The organism is Pseudomonas sp. B392_1p (assembly GCF_052245235.1).
GTDB lineage: Bacteria > Pseudomonadota > Gammaproteobacteria > Pseudomonadales > Pseudomonadaceae > Serpens > Serpens gallinarum.
On the sequence record NZ_JBQPXM010000005.1, the window covers coordinates 99,625 to 119,326 of the forward strand.

The 19,702-nt window shown below is 61.3% G+C and carries 19 protein-coding genes; 6 read left to right on the plus strand and 13 right to left on the minus strand.

The features are described from left to right. Window positions 1-129: 129 nt before the first annotated feature. Both ACTV8E_RS09065 and purU read right to left on the minus strand, forming a co-directional pair. Complete coding sequence (locus tag ACTV8E_RS09065; protein WP_273537040.1) at window positions 130-351, minus strand: hypothetical protein; 222 nt, start codon at window positions 349-351, stop codon at window positions 130-132. A gap of 13 nt (window positions 352-364) precedes the next feature. Beyond that, window positions 365-1,216 (minus strand): formyltetrahydrofolate deformylase, encoded by an 852-nt coding sequence (gene purU / locus ACTV8E_RS09070; RefSeq protein ID WP_251835097.1) that lies wholly within the window; start codon window positions 1,214-1,216, stop codon window positions 365-367. Between the two features lie 428 nt (window positions 1,217-1,644). On the opposite strand from purU, the gene mvaT reads away from it, so the two are divergent. Continuing rightward, window positions 1,645-2,019: a histone-like nucleoid-structuring protein MvaT gene (gene mvaT, locus ACTV8E_RS09075; RefSeq protein ID WP_251835096.1), complete on the plus strand. Its 375-nt coding sequence runs from the start codon at window positions 1,645-1,647 to the stop codon at window positions 2,017-2,019. A 208-nt stretch (window positions 2,020-2,227) separates the two neighbouring features. On the opposite strand, the gene sbcB is transcribed toward mvaT, so the two are convergent. From sbcB to ACTV8E_RS09095, 4 genes are all read right to left on the minus strand, one after another. Beyond that, window positions 2,228-3,679 (minus strand): exodeoxyribonuclease I, encoded by a 1,452-nt coding sequence (gene sbcB / locus ACTV8E_RS09080; protein ID WP_443199264.1) that lies wholly within the window; start codon window positions 3,677-3,679, stop codon window positions 2,228-2,230. A 105-nt stretch (window positions 3,680-3,784) separates the two neighbouring features. Next, window positions 3,785-4,144 carry a PilZ domain-containing protein gene (locus tag ACTV8E_RS09085; RefSeq protein ID WP_251835094.1) on the minus strand — a complete coding sequence of 120 codons (360 nt, stop codon included), beginning with the start codon at window positions 4,142-4,144 and terminating at the stop codon, window positions 3,785-3,787. Window positions 4,145-4,184: 40 nt separating this feature from the next. Next, a complete protein-coding gene (locus tag ACTV8E_RS09090; RefSeq protein ID WP_273537035.1) occupies window positions 4,185-4,613 on the minus strand; it encodes a DUF4124 domain-containing protein in 429 nt (142 codons plus the stop codon). Between the two features lie 98 nt (window positions 4,614-4,711). Then, on the minus strand, window positions 4,712-5,080 hold the full coding sequence (locus ACTV8E_RS09095; RefSeq protein WP_443199265.1) for a tetratricopeptide repeat protein: 369 nt from the start codon (window positions 5,078-5,080) through the stop codon (window positions 4,712-4,714). 146 nt (window positions 5,081-5,226) lie between these two features. On the opposite strand from ACTV8E_RS09095, the gene ACTV8E_RS09100 reads away from it, so the two are divergent. The 4 genes from ACTV8E_RS09100 (at window position 5,227) to ACTV8E_RS09115 (ending at window position 10,443) form a co-directional block, all read left to right on the plus strand. Then, window positions 5,227-6,045 carry a tetratricopeptide repeat protein gene (locus tag ACTV8E_RS09100; RefSeq protein ID WP_443199266.1) on the plus strand — a complete coding sequence of 273 codons (819 nt, stop codon included), beginning with the start codon at window positions 5,227-5,229 and terminating at the stop codon, window positions 6,043-6,045. 68 nt (window positions 6,046-6,113) lie between these two features. Next, window positions 6,114-7,037 (plus strand): universal stress protein, encoded by a 924-nt coding sequence (locus tag ACTV8E_RS09105; protein ID WP_273537030.1) that lies wholly within the window; start codon window positions 6,114-6,116, stop codon window positions 7,035-7,037. 56 nt (window positions 7,038-7,093) lie between these two features. Beyond that, window positions 7,094-8,545 (plus strand): pyruvate kinase, encoded by a 1,452-nt coding sequence (gene pyk / locus ACTV8E_RS09110; protein WP_251835089.1) that lies wholly within the window; start codon window positions 7,094-7,096, stop codon window positions 8,543-8,545. A 374-nt stretch (window positions 8,546-8,919) separates the two neighbouring features. After that, entirely contained in the window at window positions 8,920-10,443 is a 1,524-nt protein-coding gene (locus ACTV8E_RS09115) for a fumarate hydratase (protein ID WP_273537028.1), read from the plus strand. 107 nt (window positions 10,444-10,550) lie between these two features. Here the strand turns inward: ACTV8E_RS09115 and ACTV8E_RS09120 are convergent, their stop codons facing one another. From ACTV8E_RS09120 to ACTV8E_RS09135, 4 genes are all read right to left on the minus strand, one after another. Beyond that, window positions 10,551-11,132 carry a DJ-1/PfpI family protein gene (locus ACTV8E_RS09120; RefSeq protein ID WP_273537025.1) on the minus strand — a complete coding sequence of 194 codons (582 nt, stop codon included), beginning with the start codon at window positions 11,130-11,132 and terminating at the stop codon, window positions 10,551-10,553. A 71-nt stretch (window positions 11,133-11,203) separates the two neighbouring features. Continuing rightward, window positions 11,204-11,806 (minus strand): DUF2846 domain-containing protein, encoded by a 603-nt coding sequence (locus ACTV8E_RS09125; protein WP_273537023.1) that lies wholly within the window; start codon window positions 11,804-11,806, stop codon window positions 11,204-11,206. 82 nt (window positions 11,807-11,888) lie between these two features. Further along, window positions 11,889-13,052, minus strand: a complete 1,164-nt coding sequence (locus tag ACTV8E_RS09130) for a phospholipase D-like domain-containing protein (RefSeq protein WP_273537020.1) — start codon at window positions 13,050-13,052, stop codon at window positions 11,889-11,891. Further along, complete coding sequence (locus ACTV8E_RS09135; protein ID WP_273537017.1) at window positions 13,052-13,624, minus strand: YceI family protein; 573 nt, start codon at window positions 13,622-13,624, stop codon at window positions 13,052-13,054. The genes ACTV8E_RS09130 and ACTV8E_RS09135 overlap by 1 nt, the downstream gene beginning before the upstream one ends. A gap of 186 nt (window positions 13,625-13,810) precedes the next feature. Here ACTV8E_RS09135 and ACTV8E_RS09140 point away from each other — a divergent pair, with 186 nt between their 5' ends. After that, window positions 13,811-16,540 (plus strand): cation-transporting P-type ATPase, encoded by a 2,730-nt coding sequence (locus tag ACTV8E_RS09140; protein WP_443199267.1) that lies wholly within the window; start codon window positions 13,811-13,813, stop codon window positions 16,538-16,540. 28 nt (window positions 16,541-16,568) lie between these two features. Here ACTV8E_RS09140 and ACTV8E_RS09145 read toward each other — a convergent pair whose 3' ends face one another. The 3 genes from ACTV8E_RS09145 to ACTV8E_RS09155 form a co-directional block, all read right to left on the minus strand. Next, the gene (locus ACTV8E_RS09145) at window positions 16,569-17,456 is read right to left on the minus strand and encodes an acyl-CoA dehydrogenase family protein (protein WP_273537013.1); all 888 of its coding nucleotides are present in this window, start codon (window positions 17,454-17,456) and stop codon (window positions 16,569-16,571) included. 130 nt (window positions 17,457-17,586) lie between these two features. Further along, window positions 17,587-18,423 (minus strand): CvfB family protein, encoded by an 837-nt coding sequence (locus ACTV8E_RS09150; protein WP_443199268.1) that lies wholly within the window; start codon window positions 18,421-18,423, stop codon window positions 17,587-17,589. A gap of 82 nt (window positions 18,424-18,505) precedes the next feature. Next, a complete protein-coding gene (locus tag ACTV8E_RS09155) occupies window positions 18,506-19,591 on the minus strand; it encodes a PQQ-dependent sugar dehydrogenase (protein ID WP_443199427.1) in 1,086 nt (361 codons plus the stop codon). Between the last annotated feature and the right edge of the window lie 111 nt (window positions 19,592-19,702).

Consider the following 19,702-nt stretch of genomic DNA (forward strand, 5'->3'; position numbering starts at 1 on the left):
TATCTGTCGTAGATGATCCTTTTTTGACTGTCCCTCACCGGCTACGCGCGACCACGCCTCTCAGCGGTCTTAAATACGCTAGTCGAGTGCCAATCCTTCCGAGCCGGCAATAGACCAGTGGCACACGGTTCAAGCGCGCTCGTCGGGCTCGTCGCACTGCCGGGTAACCTGCGACACCTCTTGGTCCAGTTCTTGCTGAACGTCTTGCTGCAGTTCGGCCCACAATTGGGCGGCGCCGGAAAACTCGGCGCCGCAGTCATCGCTCAACTGTTCTGGATCGAAGCGCCTCACGCAGCCCTCACCCACTGTGGGCGGCAGGCTGGCGCTCGCGCGGCGCATTGGATCGGTCATGTGTGTACCTGCGTTAGGCAAACACCACGGTCTTGTTGTCATGCACGATGACTCGATCTTCCAAATGGAAGCGCAGGCCACGTGACAGCACCATCTTCTCGACGTCCTTGCCCAGGCGCACCATGGTTTCGATGCTGTCGCGATGGGTCACACGGACCACGTCCTGCTCGATGATCGGGCCGGCATCCAACTCCTCGGTCACATAGTGGCAGGTCGCGCCGATCAACTTCACACCCCGCAGCGACGCCTGATGATAGGGCTTGGCGCCCACGAACGACGGCAGGAAGCTGTGGTGGATATTGATCACCTGATGACGATAGCGCTGGCAAAGGTCGGGCGGCAGGATCTGCATGTAGCGAGCCAACACCACGGTATCGGCGCTGTAGTCATCGACCAGACGCGATACTTCATCGAAGGCCGGCTGTTTGTTCTGGGGATCGACCGGCACATGGTGGTAAGGAATACCATGCCACTCCACCATGCTGCGCAAGTCTTCGTGGTTGGAAATCACACAAGGGATCTCGCAATCCATTTCCCCACTGCGCCAGCGGTGCAAGAGGTCTGCCAGGCAGTGCGATTCACGGCTGGCCATCAACACTACGCGGCGCATCTCCGCAGAGTCGCTAATCCGCCAAACCATGGAAAATTCCTTGGCAATCGGCGCGAAGGCTTGTCGGAAGCCGTCCAGATCAAATGGCAGCGAATCGGCACGGATCTCATGACGCATGAAGAACCAGCCGTTCTGATTATCCGAATGATGGCTGGCCTCGGTGATCCAGCCATTGTAGGTGGCCAGAAAGTTACTGACCTTGGCGACGATCCCGACGCCATCCGGGCAGGCGATTACCAGCCGAAAAGTGCGCATGTGTTGAAAGCTCCAGTTCGCAAAGGGCAGCAATTCTAGCCGTACGCCACAAAAAGATCAGTAACAGGCTGACAATGAACTTACCGCTGCAGGCCACGCACCTTGAGTGTCTTGCCTCGTTCGCCGATGAACAATACCGTTCTTGCCATTTCCACCCTGCCCTGCAAACGTCTTTGCGGCATATCGCTCGCTATCTAACCTTTCACGGCACTTACTCTGCAAACGCTTCGTTAATTCAACTATTTCTCGATCCGGTGTTATGATCGCCAGCAGGCGCTTCAACACGCCAAGTACACTTAGTGTCTTGGCGTGTGATCAAGGACCGAAAACCTTTTCAAAAGTTTTAAGTTCAGTTTACTTGTGCACTACAGCTGACTATCATTTGTTTCACGAATCCTGAAACAATCCTCCTATTGCAAGGAAAAAAAATGTCCCTTCTCTCTGAATACCGCGCCACTAAAGAAGCCATTGAAGAACTTCAAGAGCGCCTGAAGAACCTCGAGCAGGACGAAAAGCTGCAAAAGGAAAAGCAGTTTGAAGAAGAACTGCGCAAACTGATGAGCACCCACGGCAAATCCCTGCCGGATATTATTGCCATCATTGACCCGAACGCCCGCTCTTCCAAATCGGCACTGGTTGCCAAGCCTGCTCCGGCCAAGCGTACCCGCAAGGTCAAACAGTACAAGAACCCGCACACGGGTGAAGTCATCGAGACCAAAGGCGGCAACCACAAGGTTCTGAAAGCCTGGAAGGCCAAGTGGAGCTCCGACGAAGTAGAGAGCTGGGCCACCTTGCTCGATTAAACATCGTTTCGCTTAAACAAAAACGCCAGCATTATGCTGGCGTTTTTTGTTGTATTAATCCTGCCCCAGCGAACATGTCCCACGCGTGGGCTATAACCATCTCAGCCCCTGGATAATGGGCAGTTGCCAAAGCCACACCGCCACGCCTGGCACATAGAACGGCGACGTTTCCAGATTTCAATACTGAAATAAAGAGCGCCAACACATTCTAAAATGCTTCAACAGCAGTCGATACACCATAATCCTCAGCGCGTTTCTTGGCATAGTCTTTCCAGGCCAGCAAGATGGCACGCTCTGACGGCGAAGCACGCCCCAGCAACTCCAGAGCGGCCGTTTGGAAGGCTATATAGGTTTGGGGAGCACCCATGGCGGGATCATTCAACCGGGATCGACAAAACGTCTGCCATCGCTGTTGTTCATCGGCAGTCAATGTCTCGGCGAAGTTGCGCGCGCGATAGCGGAACAACAGTTCAGGCATGCGCAGATCATCGAACGGCCAACGCTCGCTCGCCAGCCTGCTCGCTTCGGCATTACGCACCTGATCGCACAACAGGCGATCCCGATCCCCTAAAAACCCGCCATACAGCTGCTGCTCTGGGTCGTCGACGCCCGCAAACTCATCTTGTGCATAGACCGTCGCCAGCTTGCCCCGCCATTGCTCCTGAGCATCCCTCAGACGCTGTGCCTGTTGCAGGCAATGCTCCAGGTTGAGCTGCAAGCGCTCGCGATCCTCGCCGCGAAGCACCTTTAGCGGAGCCACTACCGGACATTTGTTGATATGCAGCAATTTCAGCGGCACGGGCAGTTGGCCCTCCCCCAGTTCGTCGTGCCGCGTATAGAGACGCTCTCGCAGGGTCTCGCCATCCAGCTCCAGCAGCGGTGTCAGGTCGGCCTGCAAGTCGCAAACAATCAAGGCATTGCGATTCTTGGGGTGCCAGGCCAGCGGCAGCACCACGCCCAGGTAGCTGCGTTCGGCTGAAAACCGTCCCGAAACATGCACCAGCGGCTGCAGCAGGCGAATCTGCTCCATGACCTGGGCTTTGCCGCGTAAACGGTACAGGTAGTCATACAGGCGCGGCTGGCGCTCACGCAGCAGGCGCGCCAGCCCGATCGTGGCGCGCACATCGGACAGCGCATCGTGAGCCTGGCCATGATCAATGCCGTTGGCGGCAGTCAGAAGCTCCAGGCGCAGGCTGACGCGCCCGTCCTGCTGCGGCCAGTTGATTCCGTCCGGGCGCAGTGCATAGGTAGTACGCACCAGGTCAATCAGATCCCAGCGACTGTTGCCGCCCTGCCATTCCCGGGCATAGGGATCGAAGAAGTTGCGGTACAGGCTGTAGCGAGTCACTTCGTCATCGAAGCGCAGGCTGTTGTAGCCGGCTCCGCACGTCGCGGGGCGGGACAGTTCAGCATGCAGGCGGGTCATGAATTCAGCTTCGCCAAGACCCTGCTCGTGCAAGGTTTGCGGAGTGATGCCGGTAATCAGGCAGGCTGCTGGATGCGGCAGGATGTCATCGGCCGGTCGGCAGTACAGATTGAGCGGCTCGCCGACTTCATTAAGCGCCTCGTCGGTGCGAATGCCGGCGACCTGCAGAGGCCGGTCGCAACGCGGGTTAATGCCAGTGGTTTCGTAGTCGTACCAGAAGATGGTCGGGGTCACGGAGGCGTCCTTTTTCAGCAAGCCACCGAGTCTAGGACCTTTCAGCGTGTGTTTGCGAGCGAACACGCGCTGAATGACCCGTCATTGAATGCTTGTTTTGCTTACTTAGGCAGACGTCGCCAAGCGTTGAAAGGTGAAGTACTCGCGCAAGGCACCTACCATTTCGAGGTATTCCGGCGGGGGGGATTCAAGACGAAAACCCGAGTCGTAACTGCCGGGGGTGACATCTTCCTGGCTCCACTGGCAGGTGCCAAAAAAATCGACTGAACGCCAGCTACCGTCCTGGGTGGGGATTTTCAAGCGCATGTCGAATCGCGCACCCACCAGCAAGGGCCACTGGCTGATCAACATCAGTCCTTCACAGGACACATTGCCAAGGCAGCCCATGGGCCGATCAGTGATGCGATTGAATACTTTCAAGTAATAGGGCAACTGGTGCCGCTGGATGGATCGTTGTCGGGACATTATGTAATTCGCTGCTGTTGATCTGGAATGGGCCTTGTGCTCACGCACAGAGTCCCGCAACTCGATCGCGCAACTGCTGGCGCGCCTTCGTTAGCTGTTCATCGCTGTAGAACCGATGTTGCTGCTCATCGTCCAGATAATAGAAGCGGCCACCACGCTCCAGCCTCGCCAGGTGTTCGCGTAACCGCCGACATTCCTGATCACGCTGCGCCTGGCGTTCCCGGGCATTCTCCCGGGCCTGGGACTGCTCCTGGCGCCGAGCATCGAACACCTCCGCGACCCGCGCCTCGCGTTCGCGAGTGGCCTGATCACGTTCGATAATCTGGGGTTGCACCACGATGAGGTTGGCATCCGCGCCGGCTTGCGCTCTCGAACCGAAATGCACCCGCCCCTGGGTATCGGTCCAGCGATAAATCTCGGCTTGCGCTACTACTGGCAACAGAACAAGCCCAAACAACCACGATCGCATCGAGTGTCTCCTCCCTGAGAACCCGAGCTTAGCCGCTAGCGGCCATCGCTACCAGCATGTTGATGACAGATGCAACCTGCAAACCCTGCCCGCGATGATCAGCGCGTAGCCTGGACTGGTTTTTCTGGGTGGTAATGGCCCAACTGGCGCAGGGTTTCCAGGCGCGCCCGTGCACGGTACGAATACTCGCTGGTTGGGAAACTCTTGATGATGTACAGGTAGGTTTGCGTCGCATCGATGAACAGGCTTTGGCGCTCCAGGCATTGCCCACGCAGCATGGAAATTTCCGGCTGCATGTAGACACGAGAGCGGCTGGCACGATCAGCCAGCGACAGCTGCAGCATCACTTGTTCGCAATCGCCCTGATCATAAGCGCGGTAGGCCTGATTCAGGTGTTTGTCGAGTGAAGCACGCGTACCGCAGCCAGCAACGGCGAGCATGGCAACCAGGATAAGCGGGATTTTCATAGGGGGGTTCTCCTTCGTTTGCCAGTGTATCGACAGCCCGTCTGTTTTCTTCAGCCCATTGCATAACCTCCGTTGGGTTGTGCCCGGGCTCGGCCCAGCCAGCAAACCGCCGCTGCTAAACTGCGGCGCTACGCCTATCGCAAGGAATGCACATGCGCTCTGTCAGCCTTACCCTGCTCATGCTTACTCTGCTTGTCGGCTGCGCACCCACCACCCCGCTTTTCATTGCCCAGATCACCACGCAAGAAGTCGAAAGCTACAAGGCCATGAAAGGCAAGCGCATGACCGCTGCAGTGGAAGAGGAAGGCGACCTGCTGACCTACAGCGCCCTGGCCATACGCGATGCCCATAGCCCCCAAGCCGAGCAGCTTTACCTGAGCGGTTATCGAGACACCAAGCTGAGTGAAGAAGTCCGCGCCATTGCGCTGTACCAGAACGGCCTGATCTATATGAGCCGCTACAACGACCAGCGCGACGATGCCAAAGCCCTCGCTTATTTCAAGCAGATCCTTGATGAGTTCCCCTCTAGTCGGGCGGCTGAACGTGCCGAGGCACGTATCGTCATGCTCCGCGAGCGAGCAAGCGAGTCGATACAAAAAAGCTCGCGGGAACTGCTCGCCACCTGGCAACCGCAACGCAATCTCGACCTGGACAAGCCCAGCCTCAATGAAGACATGACCTTGCTGTCACGTCGCGCCGTGCTCAAAGACCGGGTTCCCGAAGCCGAAGAGCTATACGTGCTGGCCCTGCGCGACCCCTCGATCAGCACCAGCATCAAGGAAAAAGCTCTCTATCAATTGGGCCTGATGTACCTGGCCCCCGACAACCCACGCGCCGACCGGGACAAGGGCATCGGCTATCTGCGCCGCCTCCTCGTTCAGTACCCAGAGAGCGAGCTGACGGCCAAGGTCTCGCGTCAGCTCGACCAGGCGCTGAACCGCCAGCCACCTGAACGACAACTCTGACCCAGATCAATCTCAGCCGGGCGATCTATGCTGGAATGCCTAGGGTCTGGTTCCTCTGAAGGTAAAAAATGAACACCCACCAGTTGCTGGTCGTCATCGACCCCACCCAAGAAGTCCAGCCCGCCCTGCAGCGCGCAGCCTGGCTCGCGCGTCAAACCGGGGCCGCGATGGAGTTGCTGCTGTGCGAATATCATTCGGCACTGGAGGGCGGCCTGCTCGATGGCCCACGGCTGGAACATGCGCGCCGTACATTGCTCGAGCAGCGTCTCGCCTGGTTGCAGCAACTGGCCGAGCCCTTGCGCGCCGAGGGTTTGACTGTAACGTGCGAGGCCCGCTGGGGCCGCCCGCTGCACAAGATGATCCTGGCCCGGGTGATCGAACTGCAGCCTGATCTCCTGTTCAAATCCGGCCACCAGCATGGCCTGCTGCAACGCCTGTTCACCACCAATACCTGCTGGCAACTGATCCGCCAATGTCCTTGTCCCCTCTGGCTGACCGGGGACCTTGACTGGCAGCCCAAGCGCCTGTGCGCCGCAGTCGACCCGCTGCATGCGGCGGACAAGCCGGCCAGCCTAGATCACCAACTGATCGAAACCGCACGACAGCTGGCTGCCACATTCAACCTGCAAGAGCACATCGTGCATAGCTACGGCCCGGTGCCCAACACACTGATCTTCGATGTCGACCTGGCGACTACCTACGAGCAGTACCGCGAGGAAGAGGCCAAAGCGCACCGCGAAGCTTTCGCCGCGCTTCTGGACAGCCATCCTGGCAGCGCGGCCAACAGCCACTTGCTGGAAGGCTATGCCGAGCAAACCATTCCGCGTTTCGTCAAGGAGCAAGGCATCGACCTGATGCTGATGGGCGCCATTGCCCGAGGCAGCCTGGACAACGCCTTGATCGGTAATACCGCCGAACGCATCCTCGAAGCCGTGCATTGCGACCTGCTGGTTCTCAAACCGGCCCAATTCGGTAGTGCACAGGAACAATGACTACAGGATGCCGGCGTAGTAGCCTCGGGACATGCTTGAAAAACCAGGAGTCCTGAATGATTTCGCGCCGCACTAAAATTGTCGCCACCCTCGGCCCCGCCAGCAGCTCCCCAGAGGTTGTGGAGAAACTGATTCTGGCGGGTCTTAATGTGGCCCGTCTCAACTTCTCTCACGGCACCCCCGATGAGCACAAGGCACGTGCCCGCATGGTGCGTGAGATTGCCGCCAAGCACGGGCGCTTCGTCGCGCTGCTCGGCGATCTGCAAGGCCCGAAAATCCGCATCGCCAAATTCGCAGACAAGCGCATCGAACTCAAGGAAGGCGACAGCTTCCGTTTCTCCGTCACCCATCCGCGCGACGCCGGTACCCAGGACGTGGTCGGTATCGACTACCCGGACCTCATCAAGGACTGCCGCGTCGGCGATGAGCTGTTGCTCGACGATGGCCGTGTGGTGATGCGCGTCGAAAGCACTACCGCCGATGAACTGCACTGCGTAGTGCTGACCGGCGGTCCGCTATCCGACCACAAGGGCATTAACCGCCGCGGTGGCGGCTTGACCGCCCCGGCTCTGACCGCCAAGGACAAAGCCGACATCAAGCTCGCGGCGGAAATGGAGCTGGACTACCTGGCCGTATCCTTCCCGCGCGATGCCGCCGACATGGAACTGGCCCGCCGCCTGCGCGATGAAGCCGGTTGCACCGCCTGGCTGGTGGCCAAGATCGAGCGTGCCGAAGCCGTGGCTGACGACGACACCCTCAATGGCCTGATCCGTGCCAGCGACGCCGTGATGGTCGCCCGTGGCGACCTGGGTGTGGAAATCGGCGATGCCGAGTTGGTGGGCATTCAGAAGAAGATCATCAAGTACGCCCGCGTGCAGAACAAAGCGGTGATCACCGCCACGCAAATGATGGAGTCGATGATCACCAACTCCATGCCGACCCGTGCGGAAGTATCCGACGTGGCCAACGCCGTGCTCGACTATACCGACGCGGTGATGCTCTCTGCCGAAAGCGCCGCCGGCAGCTATCCGATTGAAGCCGTGGAAGCCATGGCGCGTGTCTGCTTGGGCGCCGAACGCAACCCGATCAGCCGCAAATCGATGCACCGCCTCGGTGAACAATTCACTCGCTGCGACGAGAGTATCGCCCTGGCGACCATGTACACCGCCAACCACTTCCCCGGTATCAAGGCCATCATCAGCCTTACCGAAAGTGGCTACAGCCCACTGATCATGTCGCGTATCCGTTCCTCGGTACCGATCTTCGCTTTCACCCCGCACCGTGAAACCCAGGCCCGCGTGGCGCTGTTCCGCGGCGTAGAGACCATTCCCTTCGACCCGGCCAACTTGCCGTCGGAGAAGGTCAGCCAGGCAGCGGTGGACGAACTGCTCAAGCGTGGCGTGGTGCAGCAGGGCGACTGGGTCATCCTCACCAAAGGCGACAGCTACCACACCATCGGCGGCACCAATACCATGAAGATCCTGCACGTGGGCGAGCCGCTGGCCTGACGTACACAGCGTATGGCGTGCTCATCGCGGGCCATATCGCGTCTTGCCGAGTCGAACTGCCAGTGGTAGTTCGACTCGCTGACACCCCCTCGCATTGACTGATAACGCACCGCACTGATCTGTGGCGAATTTTCACGCGTCCTCTTCCTTATGCGAATCAGGCAGGCAGCACAGCGGCGGCCCAGCCGCATTACTGCCGAGGGTGCCAATCGAAAATCCCAACCGGGTCGATACCTGCTCAGCGACCAAGGTCGAGGCCTCGCGGCTGTCGGCCACCCAACCGGCGCGTTATACTGCCGCGCCTTATTTTGGTAATGCGCCGGGTCGTGGTCCGGCGTTTCCTTCGAGTTCCCGCCTTCCAGAGGAGCGCACCCATGACCGTGATTAAGCAGGATGACCTGATCCAGAGCGTCGCCGACGCCCTGCAGTACATCTCCTACTACCACCCCACCGATTTCATCCAGGCCATGCATGAGGCCTACCTGCGCGAAGAGTCGCCGGCTGCGCGCGACTCCATGGCGCAGATCCTGATCAACTCGCGCATGTGCGCCACCGGCCACCGGCCGATTTGCCAGGACACCGGCATCGTCACCGTATTCGTGCGTGTTGGCATGGACGTGCGCTGGGATGGCGCCACCCTGAGCCTGGACGACATGATCAACGAAGGCGTACGTCGCGCCTACAACCTGCCGGAAAACGTCCTGCGCGCCTCGATCCTGGCCGATCCGGCCGGCGCGCGCAAAAACACCAAGGACAACACCCCGGCGGTGATTCACTACTCTGTGGTACCCGGCAATACCGTGGAAATCGACATCGCGGCCAAGGGCGGCGGCTCCGAGAACAAGTCGAAGATGGCCATGCTCAACCCGTCCGACTCGATCGTCGACTGGGTTTTGAAGACCGTCCCGGAAATGGGCGCTGGCTGGTGTCCGCCGGGCATGCTCGGCATCGGCATCGGCGGTACCGCCGAGAAAGCCGCGGTGATGGCCAAGGAAGTGCTGATGGAGTCCATCGACATCCATGAGCTGAAAGCTCGCGGCCCGCAGAACCGCATCGAAGAGATGCGCCTGGAGCTGTTCGAAAAGGTCAACCAGCTGGGCATTGGCGCCCAGGGCCTGGGCGGCCTGACCACCGTGCTCGACGTGAAGATCATGGATTACCCGACCCACGCCGCGTCCCTGCCGGTGTGCATGATCCCCAACTGCGCCGCCACCCGCCACGCGCATTTCGTGCTCGACGGCAGCGGCCCCGCCGTGCTGGAAGCACCGGATCTGGACGCCTACCCGGAAATCGTCTGGGAAGCCGGCCCTTCCGCGCGCCGCGTCAACCTTGACACCCTGACCCCGGAAGACGTGCAGAGCTGGAAGCCGGGCGAAACCGTCCTGCTCAACGGCAAAATGCTGACTGGCCGCGACGCCGCGCACAAGCGCATCGTCGACATGCTCAACAAGGGCGAGACGCTGCCGGTGGACCTCAAGGGCCGCTTCATCTATTACGTCGGCCCAGTTGATCCGGTTGGCGACGAAGTGGTTGGCCCGGCTGGCCCGACGACCGCCACGCGCATGGACAAGTTCACCCGCCAGATCCTGGAAAGCACCGGCCTGCTGGGCATGATCGGCAAGTCCGAGCGCGGCCCGATCGCCATCGAAGCAATCAAGGACAACAAGGCCGTGTACCTGATGGCCGTGGGCGGCGCCGCCTACCTGGTGGCCCAGGCGATCAAAAAGTCCAAGGTACTGGCGTTCCCAGAACTGGGCATGGAAGCAATCTACGAGTTTGAGGTGAAGGACATGCCGGTAACGGTCGCAGTCGACACCAAGGGCGAGTCCGTGCACCTGACCGGCCCTGCTCTGTGGAACAAGAAAATCGCTGAAAGCTTGGCGGTTGAAGTGAAGTAAGCAGTAAGCACGCTCCGCGCGCGCAACAAGAAGCCCGGCCTATGCCGGGCTTTTTTTGTTCTGCGCGGAGCGACTGCAGCTGCCTCAGGCGGCGCAGCAGTGGAGCATCAAAGGCTTATCTGCGTCCCCAGCACACTCAGGAATTGCGCCAGCCACGCGGGATGGGCCGGCCAGGCAGGTGCGCTGATCAAGTTGCCATCGGTGTGCGCCTGATCGACGGGGATCTCCACGAACTCACCGCCGGCCAGACGCACCTCCGGCGCGCAGGCCGGATACGCACTGCAGGAGCGGCCCTTGAGCACCCCGGCAGCGGCCAGCAGCTGGGCGCCGTGGCAGACGGCAGCAATTGGTTTATCCGCATCGGCAAAGTGGCGCACCAATGCCAGCACCTGCTCGTTCAAGCGCAGATATTCCGGCGCGCGGCCGCCGGGAATCAACAGCGCGTCATAATCAGCAGCCCGCACGTCGGCAAAGTCGAAGTTGAGGGTAAAACGGTGCCCGGGTTTTTCGCTGTACGTCTGCGCGCCGTCAAAGTCATGAATGGCCGTATGGACGTACTCGCCCGCTTTCTTGTCCGGACATACCGCATGGATCAGATGCCCCACCATTTGCAGCGCCTGAAACGGCACCATGGTTTCGTAGTCTTCGGCGTAATCGCCCACCAGCATGAGGATCTTTTTCGCGGCCATAGAAGGAGCTCCTGTTGGGATAGATCGGCTGAAATCAGCCTAGTCCCAGCCCAGGAGAGGAGCCAGGCGAATCAAATGCCAATCTTGTCCAGCACTTCCCCCACCCGGCGCCAGAAGCCGCGTTGCGGGCGTTCATGCTCAACACTCAGGGCAACGTTGCGCTCCGGCTGGGCCTGGTTGGTAAACAGCACCTCCCAGCCGTACAGGCGCTCGCCCACCAGTTGCAACGGTACGTCGCCCCGGTTGACCTGATCCGGGTGCGAAGGTGGCGGATTGAGCTCGTCGTAACGCAGGTAGTAACTGCGCCCCGCCTCGGTATCCAGCATGAAGCTGGCCACATGGGTGAAATCGAACGGGCTTTCGGCGAGCAAGGTCCAATACAGACCGAACAACGGCCGACGCACTTCCAGCTTGTAGGTGCCCGGCTCAGCACGCAGCAACAGATAACTGTCGCTGGGCAGGTTGCCCACATGCCGGTTGTCGAGAAACAGGCCCGGCGCTTCCAATTCCTGGTTGGCCCAGGCGGATTTGGGGCGATAAACGAAAATCAGCGCCTCTGTGGGCGTGTTTTCCCGTGGGTGGTAAAGGGTTCCATTCGTGGGGGCGAAAAAAGCCCCACGTGACGCACAACCGCCAAGCAAGAGGACTAAAAAAATCAACAGCGGGCGGCTCATGGGCGCACCTCGTTCAGGAATGTGGCCACGAGCATAGCCGCCGGTCGCCAAGCCCCTCCCCCCGTCAAAAGTGTGGAGACAGTCAGTCGCGTCGCTGATCGATCAAGTTGATCACCAACCGGTCCATCCAACCCCAGACCCGTTGAAAAACCCGAGTTCGCAACGGCCGGGCGTGCCAGCTTTCCAGGGTAATTTCCAGGCTGTTTTCGAAGCCTTCGACGAAACAGTCGGCGACAGCCGCAGACAGGGATGGATCGTAAGCCTCCAGATTGGCTTCCAGATTCCAGCGCAGGTTCCAATGGTCGAAGTTGCACGAGCCGATACTCACCCAGTCGTCCACCTGCACCATTTTCAAATGCAGAAAACGCGGCTGGTATTCAAAGATTCGCACCCCGGCGCGCAACAGGCGCGGGTAATATCGCTGGCCGGCATAACGCACCGGCGGATGGTCGGTGTTACGACTGGTCAACAGCAGTTTTACGTCAACGCCGCGCAACGCCGCCTTGATCAGCGCGCGGCGTACCTTGCGGGTCGGCAGAAAATACGGCGTGGCCAGCCACACCTGTTTTTTCGCCTGCCCCACGCTGCGCAACAAGGCACGCAGGATATCGCGGTGCTGGCGGGCGGCGGCATAGGCGACCCGCCCCAACCCTTCTTCGCGTGGTGGAGCGGCCGGCAGGCGCGCCGGCATCAGCGGCTCACGCGGCCACCAGAAGCGCCGTTCACCACAGCGTTTCCACTGGTAGTCGAACAGGGCCCGCCAGTCATCCAGCAAAGGCCCGCGCATTTCCACCATCACCTCGTGCCAGCCCTGCTCGGGCTGGTCCGGATCCCAAAACTCATCTGTGGCGCCGGTGCCGCCCACGTAGCCGACCTCATCATCCACCAACAGAATCTTGCGATGATCGCGAAACAGGTTGCGCACACCCCGACGCCAACGCAGCGGGTTGTACAGCAACAGCTCGACGCCGGCGGTCTGTAGCGCTATGCGACTGGCATTACTCAGCTTCAGGCCACCGAAGGCGTCGAACAGGCAACGTACCCGCACGCCTCGTTGCGCGGCGCCAATCAATACCTCGCTCAGTGCCCGGACGCAGCGCCCGTCCTCGACCAGATAGAGCTCCAGCTCCACCTGCTCGCGAGCCTGGGCGATGGCCTCCAACATGCGTGGAAAAAAGCACGCGCCATCGATCAGCAGGGCGAAGCGGTTGCCGCCGCGCCAGGGGAAAACCGCGCCGTCGCGCATCAGCGGGCCACGAATATCAGCACCGCGCCCACCGGCACTGCTTGACTGATGGCACGCACGTTGGCCAGTTTGCGCAGCACTTCGACACCGTCAGCCAGGCCAAAATCGCCGGCATGCAGGATCACAGGCGCCAGCGTTACCACCTGGAAGCGCTTCTCATCCAAGCGCGTCACCAGCAACTCGGCGCGCTGGGTTTGCTCGTGGCCATGCAACCTGACCACCAGCGGCAGGCGCAATTCAAGCTGTGCCCCGGGAGCCAGCTGGGCGATTGTGTTCAAGGACAAGCGCGCCTCGATGCTCGCCAAAGGGTGATTCTTGACGTCGAACAACAGCGCGCGCATGCGCTGGTCGCGTAAGGGAATGCCGGTGCTGACCGAATCCAGGGCAATCTGCAGGTTTACCTGGCCTTGATCGTCGACTCGGCCTTCCAGGGTCAGAAAGCGGTGCACCTCGGAAAGATTGCCAGTCTGGGTGGAGATGAACGACACACGAGACGAGTCATTGTCCAACTGCCAGTCGGCGTAAGCCGGCAGTGCCAGGATAAAAAACACACAACTCAGCCAGCGGTGCATGCAAGCTCCCTTTCAGCATATAAAAGTGCAGCACACGATAGCCGTCGCGCTCGGCGTACTCAACCAGCGAGGCCTAGGCAGCCAAAGCGCAACCTGACAGCACCGGCATTGGATTGAACAGGTATTTCCCAGCAGATTTGCCAGGCATCGGTACAGCCCGGCACACAGCAACCCTCGAGGGCCGCCATGCCAGCTTCGCTCGATACCGCTCCCCTCCGGCACGCCCAGAGCGCCGAACACCTGCTTGCCCAGTTGCAGGCAAGCCCTCAGGGCCTGAGCACTGCCGAAGCCGCCCGACGACTGCACGCATTTGGCGAAAACCGCTTGCCGGAGGCCAAGCAACGCGGCCCGCTGCTGCGCTTTCTGATGCAATTTCACAACCTGCTGCTCTACCTGATGCTGGGCGCCGCCGTGATCACCGCTTTGCTCAGCCATTGGGTGGACAGCGCGGTGATTGTCACCGCCGTGCTGGTCAACGTACTGATCGGCTTCATTCAGGAAGGCAAGGCGGAGAATGCCCTGGACAGCATTCGTCAGTTGCTGTCGAGTCGCGCCACGGTGCTGCGCGATGGTCATAAGCTCGAAGTCGCTGCCGAGCACCTGGTGCCCGGCGATATCGTGCTGCTGAGTTCGGGCGACAAGGTACCGGCTGACCTGCGCCTGCTCGAGGTCAAAAACCTGCGCATCGAAGAAGCCGCTCTGACCGGCGAATCGCAGCCGGTCGACAAGGACTGCGCCCCGGTTGCGCCGGACGCGCCGCTGGGCGACCGCTTCAACATGGCCTGGTCCGGCACACTGGTGGTCAATGGACAGGGGCGGGGGTTGGTGGTGGCCACCGGCGCCCAGACCGAATTGGGGCATATCAACAGCCTGCTGAACCGTGTGCAGGCGATTTCCACGCCGCTGCTGCGCCAGATCGACCGTTTCGGTCGGTGGCTGGCGCTGGTCATTCTCGGCATGGTCGTCGCGACCTTTGCCCTCGGCACCCTGTGGCGCGGTCATGATCCCGGCGATATGTTCCTAATGGCCGTGGCACTCACGGCTTCGGCCATCCCGGAAGGCCTGCCGGCGATCATGACCGTAATGCTCGCCCTCGGCGTTCAACGCATGGCGCGCAAGAACGCCATCGTTCGGCGCTTGCCTGCGGTGGAAACCCTCGGTTCGGTGACGGTGATCTGTTCGGACAAGACCGGCACCCTGACCCGCAACGAGATGACCGGGCAGCGTGTGGTCTGTGCCGACGCGATCTACGAGGTAGAGGGCATCGGCTACGCGCCGCAGGGCGGGTTCAACCTGAACGGTCAAACGGTCGATCCCCTCACGCAACCAAGCCTGCTGGCCAGCCTGCGCGCCGGGCTGTTGAGCAATAACGCCCGCCTGGTGCATGGCGACGGAGGCTGGAGCATCGAGGGCGATCCCACGGAAGGCGCCTTGCTGGTGCTGGCGGGCAAGGCCGGCTTGAGCCATGACGCGGAACACCGCGACTGGCCTCGCAGCGACGCTATTCCCTTCGAGTCCGAACACCGTTTCACCGCCAGCCTGCATCACGCCGCCAACGGTTCGGCACGCATCCATGTGGTCGGCGCACCTGAACGCATTCTGGAGATGTGCAGCCTGCAGCGCGGTGAACAGCGCGACCAGCCACTGCAGCCGGATTACTGGCGGCGCATGTTCACCGACACCGCCGCCAACGGCTTGCGCATGCTGGTGATCGCCGAAAAGGACGTGGCGGTGGAGCAACATCAGCTCGGTTTCGAGGACATGGAAAGCGGTTTCACCCTGCTCGCCCTGATCGGCATCATCGACCCGCCGCGCAGCGAAGCCATTGCTGCGGTCGCCGAATGCCAACGGGCCGGCATCCGCGTCAAGATGATCACTGGCGACCATGCCGGCACTGCCCGCACCATCGGCGCCCAACTGGGCATCGGCGTCGGCAAGCCGGCCATGACCGGCGCCGAGCTGGAACTGCTCGATGACGCCGAACTGCGTCGCCTGGCGCAGACGATCGACGTCTTCGCGCGCACCAGCCCGGCGCACAAGCTGCGCCTGGTGCAAGCCTTGCAGGCCAATGGCGAAGTCGTCGCCATGACCGGCGACGGCGTCAACGACGCGCCCGCGCTGAAACGCGCCGACGTCGGCGTGGCCATGGGCCACAAGGGCACCGAGGCGGCCAAGGAAGCCGCCGACATCGTGCTCGCCGACGACAACTTCGCCACCATCGGCAATGCCGTGCGCGAAGGCCGGGCGGTCTACGAAAACCTGAAGAAGTTCATCCTGTTCATGCTGCCCACCAATGGCGGCGAAGCCCTGATCGTGATCGCAGCCATTCTGTTCCAGCTGGCCCTGCCACTCACTGCGGTGCAGGTGCTGTGGATCAACATGGTGACCTCTGCCGCGCTCAGCCTGGCCCTGGCTGCCGAACCCATCGAACCCGGCCTGATGCGCCGCCCGCCGCGTGATCCGGGTGAGCCGCTGCTCTCCGGCCTGTTCATCTGGCGTGTGGTGTTCGTCTCGATTCTGATGATGACCGCCGCACTCGGCCTGTTTCTCTGGGAGCTGGAGCGCGGCACGCCTTTGGACCAGGCGCGCACGCTGGCGGTCAACGTGGTGGTGGCCTGTGAAATGTTCTACCTGCTGAGCAGCCGCTTCATTTTTGCCTCGGTGATCAACCGCAACGGGCTGCTGGGCAACCCTTGGGTACTGATGAGCATTGCCGCGTGCATCCCCCTTCAACTGCTCTTCACCTATGCTGCACCGCTGCAGAACCTGTTCGGCTCTGCGGCCCTGAGCCTGAGCGACTGGGGCAAGGTGGTCGCGGCGGGATCGCTGGTCTTGATAGGTTCAGAGCTGGAAAAGTGGGTGATCCGCCAGTTCGATTTGCACCCACAGGCGCGGCTGCACGTACAGCCCGCCTGAACCTACGAGCGAGTCGCCTGACCGTGGATTAAAACGCCAGCCCCAGCCCTTCCAGCGCCTTGTCCAGGCGCTTGTCGCGCGCACTGGCAGCGAGCTTGAGCAGGCTGCGATCACGGCGCCACAATCCGGCCCACGGCTGCGGCGTGCTGGCCAACGTGGCGTCCAGTTCGGCCTCCAGTCCATCGCTTTGCGCGAACAGGCCGGCGAGCAGCACATGGGTGACCGGATCTTTAGCATCGTGCCGGGCCAGTTCGGCCCCCGTCGCCAGCAGACCGGCCAGACGCAGCTGCAAATGCCGCGGCCAGCCGCAGTCAAGGCCGACGCCATATAGCCATGCGGTCAGCGCCATCAGCACATGCAGGTCCTCGATGCTGCGAAATGGCTTTACATAATCATCCCAGCCGTCACCGGGTAGCACGTCGGCCGCAGCATTGGCCAGATGCAAACGGGCGTGAGGAATGTCCGCCAGCATCGCCAAGGGCGGCAGTTCTTCCAGACGTACTCCGGGCGCAGTCTTATGCATCATGCAGAGCTTCAACCGTGGCGCTTCGCCAGCCGGTTCGCTGCGCGCCGCCACCAGGTACCAGTCCGCCGCCGTGCCGGCGGTGACGAAATCCTTGCAGCCCTGCAGGTGGCCGTCATTCAGACGGGTGCTCAAATCCGCCGGGCGCACACTGCGGCGTTCGGTGACGCAGAAGGCTCCGAGGCTCAGCGGCGCCGCCGGCCAGAGCGCGCGCAGGGCGGCCTGATAGCCCGCCAGAAACGCCAGCCCCGGCGTGCTCGCCAGGCGACCGCCGAGCATGGCCAACCCGATCGGGTCCAGCCCGTCGGCATTAGCCAGCAGGTTGGTGTACCAACTATTCAGCTCAGTAGAAGGCAGACGATCGAGGGGGCCGAGTAGCCGTTTCCAGGGCATCGCGAAGTCCATGCGTGGGGAGATGGGGCGAGGCTAGCAGGTCAGACGACGTCATGTCCTCGACTGAGCGTACCTTCCGTACGGAGCGCCCACGGCTGCGTTCCCACGCGGAGCGTGGGAACGATCCGATCTAAACCAGCTCAATGCGATCCGCTTCGATGCGAATCAGGCCCTGCTTGTACAGCCCGCCGATGGCTTTCTTGAAATTGCCCTTGCTGACGCCAAAGCGCTGGGCGATGACCTCTGGCGCGCTCTTGTCGGACAGCGGCAGCATGCCGTCATTGTCACGCAGCTGGGCGAGGATCTGCTCGGGCAGGCTGTCGACCAGTTGCTCCACCGGCGGCTGCAGGCTCAAGCTGATCTTGCCGTCGTCACGTACGTCCTTGATGTAGCCGGTCTCGCGCATGCCGGGGCGCAGGAACTTGAACACTTCGTTCTTGTGGATCAGGCCCCAGTGCTGGCTGTCGATAATCGCCTTGAAGCCCAGGTCGGTGGGTTCGACGATCAGCAGATCGACCTGCTGGCCAGGGATGTAGCGAGCCGGGCTGTTATCCAGGTAACGATCCAGTCGGGCAGTGGCGGTGATGCGCCGAGTGCGGCGATCCAGGTAGACGTGCACCACCACATAATCGCCAACCTGCAGCGGACGTTTTTCTTCCGAGTGCGGCAGCAGCAGGTCCTTGGGCAGGCCCCAATCGAGGAACAGACCGACGCGGTTGATTTCCACGACCTTGAGGCTGGCGAAACCACCGACCTGCGCCTTGGGCGTGAGGGTCGTGGCAATCGGCCGGTCGTCGCTGTCCAGATAGACGAACACGTTTAGCCAGTCGTCGATCTCGCTCGGCTCGTTCTTGGGGATATAGCGCTTGGGCAGGAGGATTTCCTCGCCTGCGCCACCGTCCAGGTACAAACCGAAATCGGTGTGTTTGATCACCTGCAGGGAGTTGAACCGTCCGATCAGTGCCATTTTGCAAAACCTCTGTGCGCCAGGCCGCGCATTCTACCTGTCCGGGCAGCGATTGCCCGTGGGATTTATCGCGTGTACCGATTCACTTTGCCCCAAGACCGACGCGCAGCAACTGGCCGTTCGGCGCGTCGGTGAGCAGGTACAGATAACCGTCCGGTCCCTGGCGCACGTCACGGATGCGCTTGCCCAGCTCACCGAGCAGGCGCTCTTCGTGCACCACGCGGTCGCCGTCCAGCTGCAGGCGAATCAGTTCGCCCTTCAGGGCGCCGATAAACAGGTTGTTGTGCCAGGCGGGAAAGCGCTCATGTGCGTAAAAGGCCATGCCACTGATCGCCGGGGATTGTTGCCAGACATAATGCGGCGCCTCGGTGCCGGGCACGCTCTTGCCCTTGGCTTCGGGGATCGGCAGCAGGCTGTAGTTGATGCCGTGGGTCGCCAGCGGCCAGCCATAATTTCGCCCCGGCTGGGGAATATTGATTTCGTCGCCACCGCGCGGACCGTGCTCGTGGGTCCAGAGCTTGCCGGTACGCGGATCCAGCGCGGCCCCTTGCTGGTTGCGATGGCCATACGACCAGATTTCTGCGCGGGCGCCGGCCTGGCCAACAAAGGGGTTGTCGTCGGGGATACGTCCGTCGGCATGCAGGCGCACCAGCTTGCCCTGCAATTTGTCGAGATCTTGCGCGGTGGGTCGCTGGTTGTTCTCGCCCAGGGCGATAAACAGATACCCCTCACGGTCGAACACCAGCCGCGAGCCGAAGTGGATGCCGGTGGACAGCTTGGGCTGTTGCTGAAAGATGCGCTGAAAGTTTTCCAGGCGCTGCCCGTCGGTGGACAGTCTGCCCCGCCCGACCGCGGTGCCGGCCTTGCCGTCGCCGGCTTCGGCATAGGACAGGTACACCAGGCGGTCGGTGGCGAACTGTGGCGACAGCGCCACATCCAGCAAGCCACCTTGCCCCTGGGCATAGACCTTGGGTACGCCCGACAATGGCGCCGAGAGTTCACCCTGGCCATTCAACAGGCGCAGCCGTCCTGGCCGTTCGGTAATCAACATGCCCTCGTCATCTGGCAGAAATGCCAGCGCCCAGGGGTTTTCCAGCCCGCCGACCACTTCCTCTACCTGCACGGTGCCCTCTTCGCTGCGGTACTCTCTTTGGTTTTCAGCCGCCATGGCCTGGCCCAGCCAGCCGGTCAGTATCAGGATCATCAATAAACGCATAGGTCCTCCGGCTATCCTGTGTCCTTTGAGCAGACACTATAGAAGTAGCCGGCATGACGCTTC

Excerpts from the sequence above, each read along its gene's own strand:
- ACTV8E_RS09120 (WP_273537025.1), bottom strand. The coding sequence starts at position 11,132 with ATGGCCGCGAAAAAGATCCTCATGCTGGTGGGCGATTACGCCGAAGAC.
- ACTV8E_RS09065 (WP_273537040.1), bottom strand. The coding sequence starts at position 351 with ATGACCGATCCAATGCGCCGCGCGAGCGCCAGCCTGCCGCCCACAGTG.
- pyk (WP_251835089.1), top strand. The coding sequence starts at position 7,094 with ATGATTTCGCGCCGCACTAAAATTGTCGCCACCCTCGGCCCCGCCAGC.
- ACTV8E_RS09130 (WP_273537020.1), bottom strand. The coding sequence starts at position 13,052 with ATGCGCGACGGCGCGGTTTTCCCCTGGCGCGGCGGCAACCGCTTCGCC.
- ACTV8E_RS09105 (WP_273537030.1), top strand. The coding sequence starts at position 6,114 with ATGAACACCCACCAGTTGCTGGTCGTCATCGACCCCACCCAAGAAGTC.
- purU (WP_251835097.1), bottom strand. The coding sequence starts at position 1,216 with ATGCGCACTTTTCGGCTGGTAATCGCCTGCCCGGATGGCGTCGGGATC.
- mvaT (WP_251835096.1), top strand. The coding sequence starts at position 1,645 with ATGTCCCTTCTCTCTGAATACCGCGCCACTAAAGAAGCCATTGAAGAA.
- ACTV8E_RS09115 (WP_273537028.1), top strand. The coding sequence starts at position 8,920 with ATGACCGTGATTAAGCAGGATGACCTGATCCAGAGCGTCGCCGACGCC.
- ACTV8E_RS09140 (WP_443199267.1), top strand. The coding sequence starts at position 13,811 with ATGCCAGCTTCGCTCGATACCGCTCCCCTCCGGCACGCCCAGAGCGCC.
- ACTV8E_RS09090 (WP_273537035.1), bottom strand. The coding sequence starts at position 4,613 with ATGCGATCGTGGTTGTTTGGGCTTGTTCTGTTGCCAGTAGTAGCGCAA.
- ACTV8E_RS09145 (WP_273537013.1), bottom strand. The coding sequence starts at position 17,456 with ATGCCCTGGAAACGGCTACTCGGCCCCCTCGATCGTCTGCCTTCTACT.
- ACTV8E_RS09125 (WP_273537023.1), bottom strand. The coding sequence starts at position 11,806 with ATGAGCCGCCCGCTGTTGATTTTTTTAGTCCTCTTGCTTGGCGGTTGT.
- ACTV8E_RS09100 (WP_443199266.1), top strand. The coding sequence starts at position 5,227 with ATGCACATGCGCTCTGTCAGCCTTACCCTGCTCATGCTTACTCTGCTT.
- ACTV8E_RS09135 (WP_273537017.1), bottom strand. The coding sequence starts at position 13,624 with ATGCACCGCTGGCTGAGTTGTGTGTTTTTTATCCTGGCACTGCCGGCT.
- ACTV8E_RS09085 (WP_251835094.1), bottom strand. The coding sequence starts at position 4,144 with ATGTCCCGACAACGATCCATCCAGCGGCACCAGTTGCCCTATTACTTG.
- ACTV8E_RS09150 (WP_443199268.1), bottom strand. The coding sequence starts at position 18,423 with ATGGCACTGATCGGACGGTTCAACTCCCTGCAGGTGATCAAACACACC.
- ACTV8E_RS09095 (WP_443199265.1), bottom strand. The coding sequence starts at position 5,080 with ATGAAAATCCCGCTTATCCTGGTTGCCATGCTCGCCGTTGCTGGCTGC.
- ACTV8E_RS09155 (WP_443199427.1), bottom strand. The coding sequence starts at position 19,591 with ATGGCGGCTGAAAACCAAAGAGAGTACCGCAGCGAAGAGGGCACCGTG.